The sequence below is a fragment of the Paenibacillus lactis genome (assembly GCF_017873605.1).
GTDB lineage: Bacteria > Bacillota > Bacilli > Paenibacillales > Paenibacillaceae > Paenibacillus_AQ > Paenibacillus_AQ lactis.
On record NZ_JAGGKI010000009.1, the window covers coordinates 169,911 to 185,622 of the forward strand.

A 15,712-nucleotide genomic window follows, 5' to 3' on the forward strand; every position below is an offset into this window, starting at 1 on the left:
TAATAGCCCCTCCTGTACTCTTTTATGTTTGGTCTCGATATGGCTCAAACGGTGATAACAATGGAGCGCGGAAGAAAAAAGCAATAGGATTGCTCCTATTGCTGTTATGCTCCTGCACCGTCAAGCAGATGCCTGTTCTTGACAAAGTATTCGATTCCCGAATAAATCGTAATGGCCGCAGCAGCCCAGATCGCAATGATATCGAATGGGATGCCGAGGAACACAAACGGAAAGTTGTTAATCAGCAGCGCGACAATCGCCACAATCTGAATGACGGTTTTGATCTTGCCGGACTGCCCGGCCGCGACGACCGCGCCGTCAAGAAGCGCAATCTGGCGCAATCCGGTAACCGCAAACTCCCTGCTGATAATGACAACCGCAATCCAAGAATCGCATTTGCCCATCTCCACAAGGGAAATGAGAATAGCCGCCACGAGCAGCTTGTCTGCCAGCGGATCCAGCAGCTTTCCGAGGTTCGTTACCATGTTGTTCTTCCTGGCCAAATACCCGTCAATCCCGTCCGTGCTTGCAGCAAGGATGAAGATCAGCGCCGCGATCAGCTGATTGTACGGGAGCTCGAAACCGTGCCACACAATCGGATCCGGGTAAAAATCAAAATCCACCAGCAAAAATACCATCATGATAGGGATCAAGCATATACGGGCAAGCGTGATTCGGTTGGGTAAATTCATAGGGCAACCTCCCTTGCATCGGGTTGTCTTGAAATTTCAGCAGCCCCACAAACGGCTGAGCGGATCACTCGCGGCAAGGCCGCCCCTCCCAAGGGCCAAAAAGGTCTGAAGCGCTGAACGCTTTCCGTCATATTCATCCCCCAGTAATCTATGTATACGTTAATTCTTATATATCGTTTTTTAGTATAATCTTTCCGATTGCAGCCTGTCAAAAGGACAAACTGCAAGCCGGCAGGAATGCAGATGAAACGTCCATAGATTATTTGAAGTTGGTGAATTGCAAATCGAGCGGCAGATCCGCTTTGCGCAGCAGCTGCATGATCGCTTGAAGATCGTCCTTGCTCTTTCCGGTTACCCGGATTTGGTCCCCTTGAATCTGGCTCTTGACCTTCAGCTTGGAATCCCGGATAAGGATATTGATCTTCTTGGCGTTCTCCTGATCGATCCCCTGCTTCAGCGCCAGCCGCTGTCTCACCGTTCCCATCGAAGCCGGTTCGATTTTGCCGTACTCGACGTTCTTGATCGACAAGCCGCGCTTGATCATCTTCGTTTGCAGAATATCGATGACCGCATTCAGCTTGTACTCATCGTCGGACGTAATGATCAGGGCGTCCTTCTCCAGCTTCAGGCTGCTCTTGCTTCCCTTGAAATCAAAACGGTTCTCGATTTCCCGTTCAGCCTGATTAACCGCGTTGTTCAGTTCCTGCATATCCATCTTGGATACGATATCAAATGAATTTTCCGAAGCCATGGTGAATCCTTCCTCCTTGCATTATGCTGCTTCTATTATAGGTAAAACGAAGGCGCAAGTCTAATCCGTAAATGACATATACAGGCGGCGCGCCCTTCATTTTCGGGAACGAAAAAGACCCCGTTGTCCGCCGGCCCGGCGAACACGAAGCCCATCCATCGTCAATGTCTTGATTTCGGCTCACGCATCGGACGGCGGAACATGCTCAGAATTCCGAGCAGGACAAATGCCAGCCCAAAGCCTAATATGCCGTATCCCCAGTCGCCTGGAATTAAATAATATCCCAAGAGGCTGACAATAACACCCAATCCGAACACGATCCAGTTGACCGTCATACCGCATCACCTCATAAACAGGAAGTGAATAACAGCATGTTTTATCCAAACATGCCGTTAGTATCATTTCCTCGAAGCAAGGCAATTATTCAGTAGCGGCTTCGGCCGGCTCGAGAATGATGCGGGACGTCGTCTTGCCGTCGGTCACCGTCTGCCCGCCTACCTTAATCGTTGTTGCGGTCGAGTTGCCGGATTTTACGTACATGCCCTGACTGTCGAGATCGTAGCTGATCGCTGCGCCGTTCTCCAGCATCCCGAAAAACAGCTTCTCCCCGGACGAATTTTTCCCACGGTATACTTCAACCCAGCTCTGGGCATTGCTGCCTGCCACAAGCTCTACCTTTACATTAGATCCCGTTACCTTAAAGATGGTGTTTTTGCCTTCGGTCCGATCCTGCGTCACCGTCGTTTGACCTGGAACCGCGTCATCCGGACTATCCGTACCCGTTCCATCCGTACCATCGGTGCTGTCCGTATTATCGGTGCCTTCGGTGCCGTCAGCGGTATCCGTGCCGTCAGCGGCATCCGTACCGTCCGTGCCATCCGTCCCTTCGCCGTTCGTGTCACCGCCGGTTTCGCCTGTCGTAGTCCCGCTGCCCTTGGCGCCATCGCCATCACCCGGCGTTTGGGTCGTCTGTTGCTGGCCCTGATCCGTCTGCGTCTGGTCATTCTGGCTGACCGGAGGCGCATCCGATTTATTGGAATGGGTCGCAACCAGGTAGATCACCACGACGATCAGGATGGGAAACGTCCACATCAACAGGGTCGGCAGCCATTTCATATTCCGTTCGCCTGCAGGCCGGCTGGCGCGTTTTTGGATCACCGGCTCCATCGTCGGCTCCGCTTCCGTTTTCGGAACATCCTGTTTATGACCTTCCAGCAGCTCCTCCGGGTTGATGCCCACGGCTTCCGCATAGGTTTTGATGAATGCCCGCACGTAAAAACTGCCGGGAAGTACTTTGTAATCCCCTGCCTCGATGGCTTCCAAGTATCGTTTGCGTATTTTTGTCATTTCCTGCACGTCATCAAGGCTCATTCCTTTTTGCAGACGCGCCTCCCTCAATTGCTGTCCCAGTTCGGACATGCCATCACCTCCTACTTAGAATACTATGTAGTCCGAAGAACATATTATAAATCGTCACTATAAGAACCTGTGAACGTATCATAAACGATTTCCTCGTCCGGATTGTTTCGCAATTCAATAATAATGTCAAAATCATCATAGGAATATTCGGATTCGCGCACGAAAATATCCGGATGCTCGATCACCTTCGTGCTCTCCATGCTCATAATGTCCTGGAGCAGCTGGTAATGACGCTCATTCGAACGGATCGTGCTGACGATTCCGTCGATGATAAACACGTTGTTCGGGTTCATTTCATCCTCGGAGAGCTGACTGCGGATCGTCTGCCGCAGCAGGGTGGACGAAACGAAGGTCCAGCGCTTCATGGCGCAGACGCTGCCCGCAATAATAGACTCCGTTTTGCCGACGCGCGGCATGCCCCGAAGTCCCACCACCTGATTTCCTTCCCTTTTGAACATTTCACCCAAAAAGTCAACAAGTAAACCGAGCTCATCGCGCGTAAAACGAAATGTTTTACGATCGTCCGAGTCCCGGTCAATGTATCGTCCATGCCGGACAGCCAAAATATCCACCAGCTTGGGAGGTCTTAAGGCTGTTACCGTAATATTCGCAACCTTATTTAACATTTTACCCATGAGGATGATTTTTTCTTCATCATCGGTCTCTAGGAGCATACCGCGAGTACGGCCTTCCACGCCGTTGATCGTCAGGATGTTCACTTCCAGCATACCGAGCACGGAGGCGATGTCGCCAAGGAGGCCCGGCCGGTTTTTATGTATTTTATACTCCATGTACCACTGATTCGATTCCACAAAGACACCTCTTTGCACTTCTTTTCCATCTATATTCGACAATTCCCCTGTATTTTCCACAAAAAACGAGTCAAATGATTAATGGGTCACGTTAATGATATATAAAATAAAAATGAAAGGCAAGTATTAACGGTGACATGAAAATTACATTCTTTTATCTTGACAAAAAGCCCCTTGTAAAGGGGGCTTTTTGCAAGCGTATTAGGCGTTGTGTTTGGCCAATTTCACCATCAGACGGGCGATCACGCGGCGCTCTTCTTCACTTCCTACGTCCCACAATTCCTTAATTGCACGGTTGGAAGCATTCTGAGGGTCGATCTTCTCGTCGAGAAAGTCGCCGATTTCGTACGCAAGCTGTGAAATGGTGTCTTCGTTCATACCGGCTTTTTCGGCTTGCACGACACGCTCGCCCAGGAACTTCTTCCAGGAATCAAAGTTCTTGATTACGGATGACATGATGAAATCCTCCTTTTGCTTGTGGCAATTGAGATTGAAGTAACCAATAGTAATATGTCCCCGTAATCAATCCCTTATGAGTGGTGAATTACACCACGATTGCCGCCTACGTCACCCATCCGCCGTTCGGACTGATCACTTGACCGGTAATGTATCCGGATTCGGGCAGCGCCAGAAAATATACAAGCGACGATATTTCATCCGGATGCGCCAACCGGCCCGCCGGAATTTCATCTTCGAGCATCCGAATCTCATCGGAAGCCAAATGCTCCAGCATCGACGTATCCACCGCGCCGGGTGCAACGGCATTAACGGTGACGCCCGAAGGGGCTAGCTCCTTCGCCAGCGCCTTCGTAAACGCATTGACGCCGCCTTTGCTTGTGGAGTACAGCACCTCGCACGAGGCGCCGGACAGTCCCCAGACGGAGGACACATTGATGATTCTCCCGAACCGCTGGGAGATCATCCGATCCATGAAAGCCTGGGTGCATAGGAACATGCCTTTTAAATTAATCGACATGAGGGAATCCCACTCCGCTTCGGTAACGTCGGACAACAGCCCATAGTGGGACACCCCAGCATTGTTGACCAGAATATCAGGCTCCATGCCGTGGCTCTGGAGCTTTTCTTTCATCCGCAAAATCTGCTCCTTGTCGCGCAGGTCGGCCGATACCGTCAGCACCCGCGCGCCATGCTCAAGGCATCGCCTCGCCACTTCATTGGCTGCTTCATGCGAATTCATATAGTGGATGATCACATTCATCCGAACCGACGCGAAGCGCTCGGCAATCGCCGCTCCGATTCCCCTGCTGGCGCCTGTAATAAGCACCGTCATCTCCCCGATCGGCTTCATTTCCTTTCCCATGCCTGTCATCACCTACGGACTCACCACGATCGAAACAGCCAGCTGATTCCAATCGACATGCTCCTGGAGACGGCGGTTTACTTCTTCAAGCGTGATCGATTCATAGACTGGCAGCACTTTAAACAGGTCGGCACCGCGGAACTGATAACGTGTAAATTCATGCGCAATGTTCTCAGGGGAATTGAGCATGCGCAGGTAACCGCCCATTTTTTTCTTGCGGGCCCGCTCGAAATCATCCTCCCGGAATCCGCTGGCCTTCAGCTTATCGACTTCTTCGCGGATGCGGGCAAGCAGGGCGTCCGGATCCTTCGTATCCCCGCCGACCGCGGAGAACGCATACTCCGGCGAGCTGTTGTATTCGTGCCCGAAGCTGTCCGAGATCAGGTCGTCTTCATACAGCTTCTGATACAGCTCGGTGCTCGCCCCGAACAGAAGATCCATCATCAGCTTGGTGGTCAAATCCCGGCGCAGCTGCTCCTCACCAGACAAGCCCGTCTCCTTCTCCTTGAAGCCGAACAGGCACTTCGGCAGCGATACCGCAAGCCGGCTCTCGCGCCGCTTCTCGGCGACCTCCGTCGGCTCAGGATCGAAAATACGCTCAATCTTGCCCTGTTGATCATAAGATTTCCGCGCTTGGTTGGAACGGATCAAATTCATCGTCTCTTCCGGGTCCACCCCGCCGACCACGAACAGCAGCATATTGCTTGGATGATAGAATGCATTGTAACAGGTGTACAGGTCTTCCTTCGTGATCGTTCCGATGGACTCCACCGTGCCGGCAATATCAATATGAACGGGATGCACCTTAAACATTGCCTCGATCAGCCCGAAATATACGCGCCAATCCGGGTTATCCTGGTACATATTGATTTCTTGGCCGATAATCCCCTTCTCCTTCTCGACGTTCTGGTCCGTAAAATAAGGGTTCTGAACGAAATCGATCAAGGTTTCCAGGTTTTCATGGATATGATCCGTAGCGGAGAATAGGTACACGGTCTGGTCAAAACTGGTGAAGGCGTTGGCGGAAGCTCCGTTGGAAGCAAATTTCGCAAAGATATCGCCCTCTGGCTCCTCGAACATTTTGTGCTCGAGAAAATGCGCGATCCCGTCGGGCACCCGAACCTCAGCTGCTCCCTCCACCTTGAAGTGATTGTCCACCGAACCGTATTTGGTAGCGAAGGTCGCATAGGTTTTCTGGAATCCGGGCTTTGGCAGCACATAGACGCGCAGCCCGTTATCCATCACCTCGTAATACAGCGTCTCCTGCAGGTTGTCATAATGAATGCGTTCCACGGGCTATTCCTCCTTTTGACCTTTCAGGAAGTAAATCGTGTCCAGTGAAAATGCGGAGGCCGCCTGCTTCACATCATCCGCGGACATGCGATCCACCTGATCGAGAAGCTCATCCGGCGTGCGCTCCTTGCCGGACAGCTGGCGGTTGAAATCATAGGCGATCATCTCGAAGGCCGAATCCTGCATTTCCTTGATCACGTTCCGGATCATGGCCTTCGTCTGGGACATCTCGATATCCGTAATGGCGCCTTGCGCCATATCATCCAGCTGCTTGCGGATGATATCCACCGCTTTGTCAAAATTTTGAACCTCAATGCCGGACTGGATCGTGGCGATGCCTTTAAGCCCGTCATAGCGGGAAGAGGCGTAATAAGCGAGGCTTGCCTTCTCGCGCACGTTGACGAACAGCTTCGAATGCGGATATCCGCCAAGAATGCCGTTGTAAAGAAGGGCTGCGGCATACTCGTCGTCCCCGTACGTGATGGTGCTGCGGAGCCCCATGTTCAGCTTGCCCTGGTTAATGTCCAGCTGCTCGATGACCGTTTGGGTATCTCTAGCCGCCGCGCGCGTAACCGAAGGCTTGTAATCCTTGGTCTGCGTCCGGTCCAGCTTGAAGTGCTCCTCCACAAGCTTCTTTACTTCATCAAGGGTGGTATCGCCAACCACGTACAAATCAAGCACCGACTCATCCAGCCATTTCCGGTAAGCCTGATAAAGCCCATCCGGCGTGATTCCTTCGAGATCCTTGCGTTCTCCCAAAGGATGCAAACGGTAAGGCTCATCCTTGCACATTACCTCGATGCAGCGCTCGGCGGCGTAGCGGATTTTATCATTCACGATGGATTCGAGCTTCTTCCTTACGGTATCGCGCTCGGTCTGCACGTATTCTTTGCGGAATGCGCCGTTCTCGAGCACCGGCTCCGTAAACGCCTCGCCTAAAAATGCAAACGAAGAAGAAAGCAGGCTCTCCGGGCTGTTTACGAACGAATCGTTAATCGTGTCCATCCGGAAGTGAACGATCTGATAATCGCCCCGTTTATAAATATCGAAGCCAAAGCCGGCTCCATACAGCTGCTCAAGGCGTTCCCGGAACGCTCTGGTCTCGGGATAGGATACGGTTCCCCGGCGCAGCACGAATGGCGTCAGCGCGGTCGTTGTGACGGTATCTTCAGCTAAAGGGCTTCCGGCGTAAAGCGATATCGCAAATGTCTTGAATCGGCGCGTAGGCAGCACGTGGATCCGCATTCCACCGGCTGTGCCGTGTTCAAATTCGGTTTTCGTCAAGGTCCTTATCCCCTTACTTCGTGGATTGTCATTGCCATAATTTACTCATCATTTATCGTTCATTCTAACCCATTGCAAAGTGAAGAAGCAACCGAAGACAGGTCCCCGGTTGCTTGTAAAACGGCTTACATACAGAAGATATGCTGTCCGATGGTCTTGACCTGAGGCCGTGTCCAGATCCAAGGCGATGTCGCCGTTTTCGGGTTAAAGTAATAGAGACAGCCGCCGGTCGGATCCCAACCGTTGATGGCCTGGATCACCGCTTTTCTGGCATTTTCGTTCGGCTCGAGCCAAATTTGCCCGTCCGCGACGGCCGTGAATGCCCGCGGCTGAAAAATAACCCCGTGCGGCGTATTCGGGAAGCTTGGCGACTTGACCCGGTTTAAAATAACGGCTGCAACGGCAACCTGGCCCTCGAATGGTTCGCCCCGGGCCTCCCCATATACCGCGTTGGCCATGATCTTAATGTCATTTTCAGATAAACCCATCGTATTCGAAGAGGCCAGGTTGTTGTCTCCCCCGCCGCCTGCATTCCCTGCATTCCCAGCATTCCCTCCGGCTCCGGCTCCGGCATTGCCGCCGCCCCCTTCATGAAGCTTCGGCTCCGTCGGCTTAAAATCCTTCGTTGCATTGTACAGCTTCAGCTTGACCTTCGGTCCGACGATGCCGTCTACCTTCATTCCGAATTCGGATTGGAACCATTTCACCGCTCCCAACGTTTTGGAGCCGAATACGCTGTCGATTTTTCCATAATAAAAGCCCAAATGCTTTAGACGGCCCTGCAGCTCATATACATCCTCGCCATAGGAGCCGAATTTGATCGTTTGCTGGCTGAAAGTGGGTATCGCATCCTGTACTGCCGGATTGTCGTCTGCATGAAGGGTGCCTTGCGCGAATACCGTGCCTGATAACAGAATCGCCGTGCTTATCATAATCAAGATTCTCGAGTTTTTCATGCTGCGCTCTACCTTTCTCTTATGGTTTAACAAGCCTCGCTAACGTATATTATGACAAGCCTGCCATGTTCCTATGCACCTGATGAACCTTGGGCACGGAGCTGTATCGATGGGAGGAACATTTCGTGCAGCAGGATGCTTTTTCACGACAAAAAGGGTGCCCGCGTGATCAAATGATCATTACGAGCACCCATTTTTAACGCAAATTAACACCATATACGCAAATCATGACCATTGCTTCATCCATGAAGCGATTCGCTTTGATCCAGCTCGACGCATGCCATGACAAGAGCGCCTACCCCGTGAAGGTCATTTTCGCAGCGGTCCCTCTGCACGTAATGCCTGTAATCGCCGACGCCTGTCCCGATACAAATATCGGGCATGATCAGCTGACCCCGTTCATTGTAGTATACCGCATCGACCAGTCCCTGGTACCCGCGCCGAGCATGCTCCAGGCACGAAGAATCCAGATGGCCCAGCCGCACGCCCTTTGCCAGTGTATACACAAAGAGGCTTGAGCATGACGTTTCCAGCCAATTATCCGGCTCCCCTCCTTTATCCAGCACCTGATACCATAGTCCGCTCGCCGGGTCCTGGCAGCCAACGAGAGCCTTGCATAAGTCGCGCAGCACCGGTATAAGCGTTGCCCTTCCCGCATGATCCTCAGGGAGCATATCAAGAAATTCGACAAGCGATAGCGCATACCATCCCACGGACCGCCCCCAATATTCGGGCGATTGGCCTGTGGCCGGATCGGCCCACGGCATATGCCTGCTCTCATCCCATGCATGGTAATACAAGCCGCTCGCTTCATTCCGCGTATTTTTTCGCATCAGCTGCTCCTGATACAGCACTTCATCATACAAATGCGGCTGCCCGTATTGCTGTCCGTATTTCATCGTAAACACGCCGCCCATGTACAGCCCGTCAAGCCACATCTGGTAAGGATACCGGTCCTTATGCCAATATCCTCCCTCGGTCGTCCGGTTCAAGGCAGACTGCAGGCGAAGCAGCTTATCCGCCGCTGCCTTGTATTTGCGCTCTGGCTTGATCGCGTCCAGCTCCAGCAGCAGCAGGCCGGCCTGAACGGAATCCAGCTCGCCGCGGTCCAGCAGTACATTCCCGTTTGTATCGACGAGATGATCGACATAACCTTTTATATATTCCAAATATCGCGCTTCTCCGCATCTCCTCCAGAGCTGGAACATTCCCGTCAGAAACACGCCCTGATGGTAATGCCATCTCCCGGCAGGCGGGAGCTCCTCAGGGGAAAATGTCTCCATGATGGAACGGCAGGCCTCGATGCCAAGCCGGAGTGGTGTAATGTCTGCGGGCGCTTTGTGCTGCGTTTGATTGGACATCTCTACTTCCTCCCTTTAGAGGTTGTTCAAAAAGTCATCTTTGATCACGAAGCGAATCAAAGTAACCCGGCATCGAATCTTGAATTCAGCCGGGCCGAAGCATAAGCTTCAGTGTTGAAAAACCGGACTTTTGAACTCGCTCTTTAAATGATCTGCTTGAGCTGAACATCAGAATACCGGTTTACAGAATAACGCCATCCTTGAAGATGGAGATTTCCCGGAAGCCGCCCATTTCGTTATGTGTCCGCCGCACCCCCGAGGCCAGCTGAAGGATCTGATCGGTCAATGCCTCCTCGAGCTCTTCCATACGGGCTCCTTCCACCAATGTTCCCGCATTGAAATCGATCCAATGGGGCTTACGGGCGGCGAGCTCCGAATTCGTAGAAATCTTTACCGTTGGCACTGGCCCGCCGAACGGCGTTCCTCTTCCCGTCGTGAAGAGCACGAGATGCGCTCCGGCCGCTGCAAGCGCCGTAACGGACACCAAATCATTGCCGGGAGCCTGAATCAGGTTCAATCCCGGGCGGCTAGACCTTTCGCCATATGGCAGGACAGCGGAAACGATGGCCGTTCCCCCCTTCTGCGTGCATCCCAGTGATTTTTCCTCCAACGTGGTTATGCCGCCGTCTTTGTTACCAGGGGAAGGATTTTCATAGATTTGCTGGCCATGGGAAATGAAGTACTGCTTGAAATCATTAATGAGCGACGTTATCTCTTGGAATACCTGCTCATTTTCCGCCCGTTCCATCAGGATCGTCTCCGCGCCGAACATTTCGGGCACCTCCGTCAGCAGCGCAGTGCCGCCTGCCGCCGTTACCCAATCCGCGATCCGGCCGGCTAGAGGGTTGGCGGTAATGCCGGAAAGCCCGTCGGAACCGCCGCATTTAAGCCCGATCTTCAGCAGCGACAACGGAAGCTCGGAACGCTGATAGCCCTCGGCATAATTCACAAGCTCCTCGATCATCGCCAGCCCGGATGCAAGCTCGTCTTCTACGTCCTGTGCACGCATGTATCGGACTCTGTCCGGCTCGTCTTCACCGATTAACGCCTGCATCTGGTCAATTTGATTGTTTTCGCAGCCCAATCCGACGATCAGCACGCCTGCGGCATTGCCGTGCCGCGCCAAGGAAGCAAGGAGGCGCTGGGTATGGGCCAGATCGTCCCCGAGCTGGGAACAACCGTACGGATGCGGGAAATGGTAAACCCCGTCAATTCCTCTACCGCGAAACTGCTGGTCTGCCATCCGGGCGAGCTGCTCGCAGGTTTTATTGATGCAGCCGACGGTATTAATGATCCAAATTTCGTTGCGGATGCCGGCTTCGCCATTCCTGCGCAAATAGCCCTGGAACGTTGGCCCCGCTTGGGCCGGATTGCCCGCCGGAACGAATGGCGGATCGCTTGTACGGCCAGGCGTATATTGGTACTCCACCTCGCCGGCAAGTCCCGTCTTTAAATTATGCGTATGGACCCACGCCCCGGGTAAAATAAGCTGCGATGCCTTGCCGATGGAATAGCCGTACTTCAACACCGAGCGGTCCTTCTCGATGACCCGAAGCGCCACTTTATGTCCCTTCGGCACATCCTCGGCTAACTCGATAGCATGCTCTTTCCCATTGATGGTGACTACGGCATGTGCACCCGCCGTTAAAGGACGGAGCGCAACCCCTACATCATCTTTAGGGTGAAGGATAATTAAATCGGTCATGATTGCTTACGCTCCATTTCCTGAAGATTTCGGTGTACGCTCTGGACCAGCCCCGGAATATCGTTCAGCTTCTCGCCCCACAGCAGCTCCGAGCCCAAGATGGCATTCACCCGCTCGAGCCGGCTCCATTCCCCGCGGAGCTCCTTCTGCCACACGTCATGGAGAAACGCTAATGCGTCCGGATCGTCCCGGAGCAGCACCGGTTCGCCATCCAGACGGGTCCCGTGCCACTGATTATCGATCTGATGCGGCTCATAGAGCCTGATTAGCGACGACAGCGCCAGTGTGATTACGTCAGGGAGCTTGCCGTACTGATCCGCATAGCCCTTCAGGCCGGGGAGCAGCCGCACTCTGAATTTGGAAACGCTGTTCATGGCGATGTCGCCCAGCTTATGCCGGATAAAAGGGTTAAGGAACCGCTCCCAAACCGCATCGGCGTACAGCTTTGCGGATTCTGGAGGCAGCGGGACCAACGGGACGATTTCGTTCAGCATGGCTTCTCGAATCCGCGCTCCCCACATCGGGTGCTCAGCTGCCTCCCTGACCTCGCTTACACCGTGTAGCAGGCCGATCAGCGCCATTAATGTATGGGTCCCGTTCAGAATCCGCACCTTGCGGATCTGATAGGGAGACAGATCCGGAACCCATTCCACCTGCAGTCCAGCTGCTTTCAGCGGCAGCCTCCCGTCCAGAGAAGGATCCCCTTCAATCGCCCAGAAGTAATAAGGCTCTGCCGTATTCAGCAGTCGGTCCTCAAAGCCCCATTCGCGAAAATATTCCGGCGCATTGTCGGGATATCCGGTCACGATTCGATCGACCAGTGAATTCAGAAACATATTGCATTCGTCTAACCATTTCCTGAATGCGTCAGACAGTCCCCAATCGTCCGCATGCCGGAGCACAATCGCCTTCAAGGCGTCTCCGTTCCGCTCCAGCAGCTCGCACGGCATGATCATCAGGCCTTTGCCGGGATCTCCCCGGAAATGCTCGAACCGTCGATTCAGAAGCATAGTCAGCTTCCCGGGATAAGTGGCCGGCGGCTCGGAAGGAGTCCAAGGGATCTCCTCATAACAAATTCCGGCCTCGGTCGTATTGGACACAATGAGATCAAGCTCTGGGTTTTCAGCCATCGACAGGAATGTCTCCCACTCCGAATAAGGATCGATAAATCTTGAAAATATGGAAATCAGCTGCCGTTCTTCGATTTCATGTCCGTTTTGAATTCCTTTGATCAGCAGCCCATAAATTCCGTCCTGATCGCGTAGCTGGTCCAGCTTATATTTACCACCCGGCCTCGGCTGGCTGACGGCCACGCTGCCCCGGAACAATCCCTGACGGTTGCACTCAAACAGCATCCAATCGATAAACCCTCTCAAAAAATTGCCTTCTCCAATCTGCAATGCTCTTACGGGATAACTGCGGGCATCCGTCTCCGGCTTTAGCTTCCCTGCCTCCCGCTGCTCCAGCGTATGGCGGTTAAGCAGCGGAAGCGTATCTTCACGCATCGTATCCATCGTCATGCTCCTTCTCTCGACTGTCCGAATCGGAAGTAGGCTTCTGCATTGTAATAGCAAATATCCTGGACAATTCCGCCCAGCCATGGCAGATCTGCCGGGGCTTCCCCTTTCGTGACCCAGTCTCCGATGAGATCGCACAGCACCCGCCGGAAGTATTCATGACGCGTATAGGACAGAAAGCTTCTGGAATCGGTCAGCATGCCGACAAAGCGGCTGAGCAGCCCCATATTTCCGAGCTTGCTCATCTGATCCATCATGCCGTCTTTCGTATCGTTGAACCACCAGGCCGATCCGAACTGGATTTTCCCCGCAATTCCATCTCCCTGGAAGCTTCCGATGAGCGCAGCAAGAATGTCGTTGTCTCTAGGGTTCAATGAATACAGAATCGTTCTCGGAAGCGCTTGTTCTTGATCCAGGCGGTCCAATAAACGGACCAGCGGCTCGGCAATCAAGCCGTCGTGTATCGAATCATAACCGGTATCCGGACCAAGCTGCCGGAACATCCGGGTGTTATTGTTCCGATGAGCGTTAATATGAAATTGCATCGCCCATCCCAGCTTTGCGTACATCCGACCCAGCTCAAGCAGTGTTGCGGTCTTGAACTGCTCTTCTTCTTCACGGGAAACCGGACGCCCTTCAAGCGCTTTCAAAAAGATGTCTGCGACTTGACGCTCCGTTGCTTCGCGGTACGGCACAAAGTCGAGGGCATGATCCGAAACCCGTCCCCCAACCGAATGGAAAAATTGTACCCGATCCGACAACGCCTCCAAAAATTCGGTGTAGCTTCCAATGTCCTTCCCGCACCGCTCCGACAGCTGCTTCACCCAGCCCGTGAAGGTCGGACGGTTGATTTCAAGCGCCTTGTCCGGCCGGAAGGAAGGCAGCATCTGAAACCGGCTTTCCCCTTCTTGCGCTAGCTTGATATGGTATTCCAGGGAATCCGCCGGATCATCCGTCGTGCACACCACTTTCACCCCACTTGAAGCGATGAGCCCCCGTGTCGTGAAATCATCCTCCATTAAACGCGCATTGGCCGCTTCCCATATACGCGGCGCATTTTGCTCATTGATGATCTCCTGAATCCCGAACAACCGCCGCAGCTCCAGATGGGACCAATGGAATAACGGATTGCCGAGGGTTTTGGGAACCGTTTTCGACCAGGCAAGGAATCGGTCATAGTCCTGAACGCCTTCTCCTCCGGTGATATGGGCCTCATCTATGCCATTGGCCCGCATGGCCCGCCATTTGTAGTGGTCTCCGTTGATCCATGCCTCGGTCAAATTGCCGAACCTGTGGTTGTCGTAAATCATTTGCGGATTTAAGTGACAGTGGTAGTCGATGATCGGCATGTTCTTCGCATAATTATGGTATAAGTTCTGGGCTGTCTCGCTGTTCAACAAAAAATGCTCATCCATAAATGCCTTCAATGGGTTCACCTGCCATCTCTTTAGATTACTTCTAATCATACGGCATCATCGGTTGTATTTCTTCACGTTTATTGCTTACTTCGTTTAAAAATCAACATATCTTGCTTTTTTATTCCCGGCCCGCCTGATAGAATTAGAATTAAGATGATGAAACCCAAAAACTGACCGGATATTCAATAGGAGGGCACAGCGATATGCCAGTCGATCATCACATTGTCTCTTTTGGCAACGAAGAAGAGGAATTTTACTATCATCGCATTCATCGAACGCGGCCCTTCGAGCGGAATAACCATTATCACGGAACGTACGAGATCTATTATCTGATCTCCGGTGAACGCAGTTATTTCATTAAAGAAAAGCTATATTCGATCCAAGCCGGAGATCTGATCCTGATCAACAAATTCGATGTTCATAAAACATCCGGCCAAGGCGATCCCGAGCATGAGCGCATTGTCATTAATTTCAGCGACTCCTTCCTGGGCAGCGGTCATCCGTTCCTGCCCGCCAGCTTGCTGACGATGTTCGAGCTGGACCAGCCCGTACTGCGGCTGAGTCCTTCCGAGCAGAGCAGCGTCATGCAAATTCTCGACAGCATGGCTGCCGAAATTTTGAACCGGCCTTCAGCCTTCGAGCATATGCTCCGCCTGCTGCTGACAGAACTGCTGATCAAGGCGAACCGCTTGTCCGCTTCCGCCATAAAGCCTGCGTCACCGTCCTTGAACCCGCTGCATCAGAAAATTACGGATGTCGTCCAGTTTATCAACAGCCATTATCCGCTCAAAATCACGCTCAAGCAGCTCTCCGATACCTTTTACATCAGTCCGTTCTACCTCAGCCGCATATTCAAGGAAATCACCGGCTTTACGATCGTCAATTATATTCAGCTGACGCGGATCCGGGAGGCCCAGCGGCTGCTGGTCAGCACCGACCTGCGGATCGTCGATATTGCGGAGACCGTCGGATTTGAAAGCCTGACCCATTTTGACCGCACATTCAAAAAAATGACCAGCATGACCGCAAGCCGATACCGGAAGTTGAATAGCCAAGTATAAACACTCATGACGGGCAGCTCATCCTGGCCACAGTTGATGGCGATGATATCAGGAGCTAACTCATAAACCATCCCCGACTTGCTTATTACCCGCTTTTTTCGTTCATCCCATATATATAAAAA

General features: G+C 52.7%; 15 protein-coding genes. 1 reads left to right on the forward strand and 14 read right to left on the reverse strand.

The window, feature by feature from the left end; translation table 11 throughout:
- Positions 1–104 precede the first annotated feature (104 nt).
- The 14 genes from pgsA to uxaC form a co-directional block, all read right to left on the reverse strand.
- Positions 105–692, reverse strand: coding sequence for a CDP-diacylglycerol--glycerol-3-phosphate 3-phosphatidyltransferase (gene pgsA, locus J2Z18_RS17750; protein ID WP_007128679.1), 588 nt, complete (start codon positions 690–692; stop codon positions 105–107).
- A gap of 259 nt (positions 693–951) precedes the next feature.
- The gene (locus J2Z18_RS17755; protein ID WP_007128680.1) at positions 952–1,443 is read right to left on the reverse strand and encodes a YajQ family cyclic di-GMP-binding protein; all 492 of its coding nucleotides are present in this window, start codon (positions 1,441–1,443) and stop codon (positions 952–954) included.
- A gap of 161 nt (positions 1,444–1,604) precedes the next feature.
- Complete coding sequence (locus J2Z18_RS17760; RefSeq protein ID WP_007128681.1) at positions 1,605–1,778, reverse strand: hypothetical protein; 174 nt, start codon at positions 1,776–1,778, stop codon at positions 1,605–1,607.
- Positions 1,779–1,863: 85 nt separating this feature from the next.
- Complete coding sequence (locus J2Z18_RS17765; protein ID WP_210095120.1) at positions 1,864–2,862, reverse strand: RodZ domain-containing protein; 999 nt, start codon at positions 2,860–2,862, stop codon at positions 1,864–1,866.
- A 44-nt stretch (positions 2,863–2,906) separates the two neighbouring features.
- Positions 2,907–3,674, reverse strand: coding sequence for a DUF3388 domain-containing protein (locus J2Z18_RS17770; RefSeq protein WP_007128683.1), 768 nt, complete (start codon positions 3,672–3,674; stop codon positions 2,907–2,909).
- 201 nt (positions 3,675–3,875) lie between these two features.
- Positions 3,876–4,130 carry a DUF3243 domain-containing protein gene (locus tag J2Z18_RS17775; RefSeq protein WP_007128684.1) on the reverse strand — a complete coding sequence of 85 codons (255 nt, stop codon included), beginning with the start codon at positions 4,128–4,130 and terminating at the stop codon, positions 3,876–3,878.
- A 106-nt stretch (positions 4,131–4,236) separates the two neighbouring features.
- The gene (gene ymfI / locus J2Z18_RS17780) at positions 4,237–5,004 is read right to left on the reverse strand and encodes an elongation factor P 5-aminopentanone reductase (protein WP_007128685.1); all 768 of its coding nucleotides are present in this window, start codon (positions 5,002–5,004) and stop codon (positions 4,237–4,239) included.
- Positions 5,005–5,007: 3 nt separating this feature from the next.
- Positions 5,008–6,288 (reverse strand): EF-P 5-aminopentanol modification-associated protein YfmH, encoded by a 1,281-nt coding sequence (gene yfmH, locus J2Z18_RS17785; RefSeq protein ID WP_210095121.1) that lies wholly within the window; start codon positions 6,286–6,288, stop codon positions 5,008–5,010.
- Between the two features lie 3 nt (positions 6,289–6,291).
- Positions 6,292–7,572, reverse strand: a complete 1,281-nt coding sequence (gene yfmF, locus J2Z18_RS17790; RefSeq protein ID WP_210095122.1) for an EF-P 5-aminopentanol modification-associated protein YfmF — start codon at positions 7,570–7,572, stop codon at positions 6,292–6,294.
- Positions 7,573–7,697: 125 nt separating this feature from the next.
- Entirely contained in the window at positions 7,698–8,528 is an 831-nt protein-coding gene (sleB, locus tag J2Z18_RS17795) for a spore cortex-lytic enzyme (protein WP_144866393.1), read from the reverse strand.
- A 239-nt stretch (positions 8,529–8,767) separates the two neighbouring features.
- Positions 8,768–9,889 carry a glycoside hydrolase family 88/105 protein gene (locus tag J2Z18_RS17800; protein ID WP_210095123.1) on the reverse strand — a complete coding sequence of 374 codons (1,122 nt, stop codon included), beginning with the start codon at positions 9,887–9,889 and terminating at the stop codon, positions 8,768–8,770.
- 181 nt (positions 9,890–10,070) lie between these two features.
- Positions 10,071–11,594 (reverse strand): UxaA family hydrolase, encoded by a 1,524-nt coding sequence (locus tag J2Z18_RS17805; RefSeq protein ID WP_210095124.1) that lies wholly within the window; start codon positions 11,592–11,594, stop codon positions 10,071–10,073.
- Complete coding sequence (locus tag J2Z18_RS17810; RefSeq protein ID WP_210095125.1) at positions 11,591–13,108, reverse strand: tagaturonate reductase; 1,518 nt, start codon at positions 13,106–13,108, stop codon at positions 11,591–11,593. Before J2Z18_RS17810 ends, J2Z18_RS17805 begins: the two co-directional genes overlap by 4 nt.
- Before the next feature lie 2 nt (positions 13,109–13,110).
- On the reverse strand, positions 13,111–14,538 hold the full coding sequence (gene uxaC / locus J2Z18_RS17815) for a glucuronate isomerase (protein WP_210095135.1): 1,428 nt from the start codon (positions 14,536–14,538) through the stop codon (positions 13,111–13,113).
- Between the two features lie 194 nt (positions 14,539–14,732).
- Between uxaC and J2Z18_RS17820 the strand changes: the two genes are divergently transcribed.
- Complete coding sequence (locus J2Z18_RS17820) at positions 14,733–15,590, forward strand: AraC family transcriptional regulator (RefSeq protein ID WP_210095126.1); 858 nt, start codon at positions 14,733–14,735, stop codon at positions 15,588–15,590.
- Positions 15,591–15,712: the final 122 nt, after the last annotated feature.

Excerpts from the sequence above, each read along its gene's own strand:
- pgsA (WP_007128679.1), bottom strand. The coding sequence starts at position 692 with ATGAATTTACCCAACCGAATCACGCTTGCCCGTATATGCTTGATCCCT.
- J2Z18_RS17755 (WP_007128680.1), bottom strand. The coding sequence starts at position 1,443 with ATGGCTTCGGAAAATTCATTTGATATCGTATCCAAGATGGATATGCAG.
- J2Z18_RS17760 (WP_007128681.1), bottom strand. The coding sequence starts at position 1,778 with ATGACGGTCAACTGGATCGTGTTCGGATTGGGTGTTATTGTCAGCCTC.
- J2Z18_RS17765 (WP_210095120.1), bottom strand. The coding sequence starts at position 2,862 with ATGTCCGAACTGGGACAGCAATTGAGGGAGGCGCGTCTGCAAAAAGGA.
- J2Z18_RS17775 (WP_007128684.1), bottom strand. The coding sequence starts at position 4,130 with ATGTCATCCGTAATCAAGAACTTTGATTCCTGGAAGAAGTTCCTGGGC.
- ymfI (WP_007128685.1), bottom strand. The coding sequence starts at position 5,004 with ATGACAGGCATGGGAAAGGAAATGAAGCCGATCGGGGAGATGACGGTG.
- sleB (WP_144866393.1), bottom strand. The coding sequence starts at position 8,528 with ATGAAAAACTCGAGAATCTTGATTATGATAAGCACGGCGATTCTGTTA.
- J2Z18_RS17800 (WP_210095123.1), bottom strand. The coding sequence starts at position 9,889 with ATGTCCAATCAAACGCAGCACAAAGCGCCCGCAGACATTACACCACTC.
- J2Z18_RS17805 (WP_210095124.1), bottom strand. The coding sequence starts at position 11,594 with ATGACCGATTTAATTATCCTTCACCCTAAAGATGATGTAGGGGTTGCG.
- J2Z18_RS17810 (WP_210095125.1), bottom strand. The coding sequence starts at position 13,108 with ATGGATACGATGCGTGAAGATACGCTTCCGCTGCTTAACCGCCATACG.
- J2Z18_RS17820 (WP_210095126.1), top strand. The coding sequence starts at position 14,733 with ATGCCAGTCGATCATCACATTGTCTCTTTTGGCAACGAAGAAGAGGAA.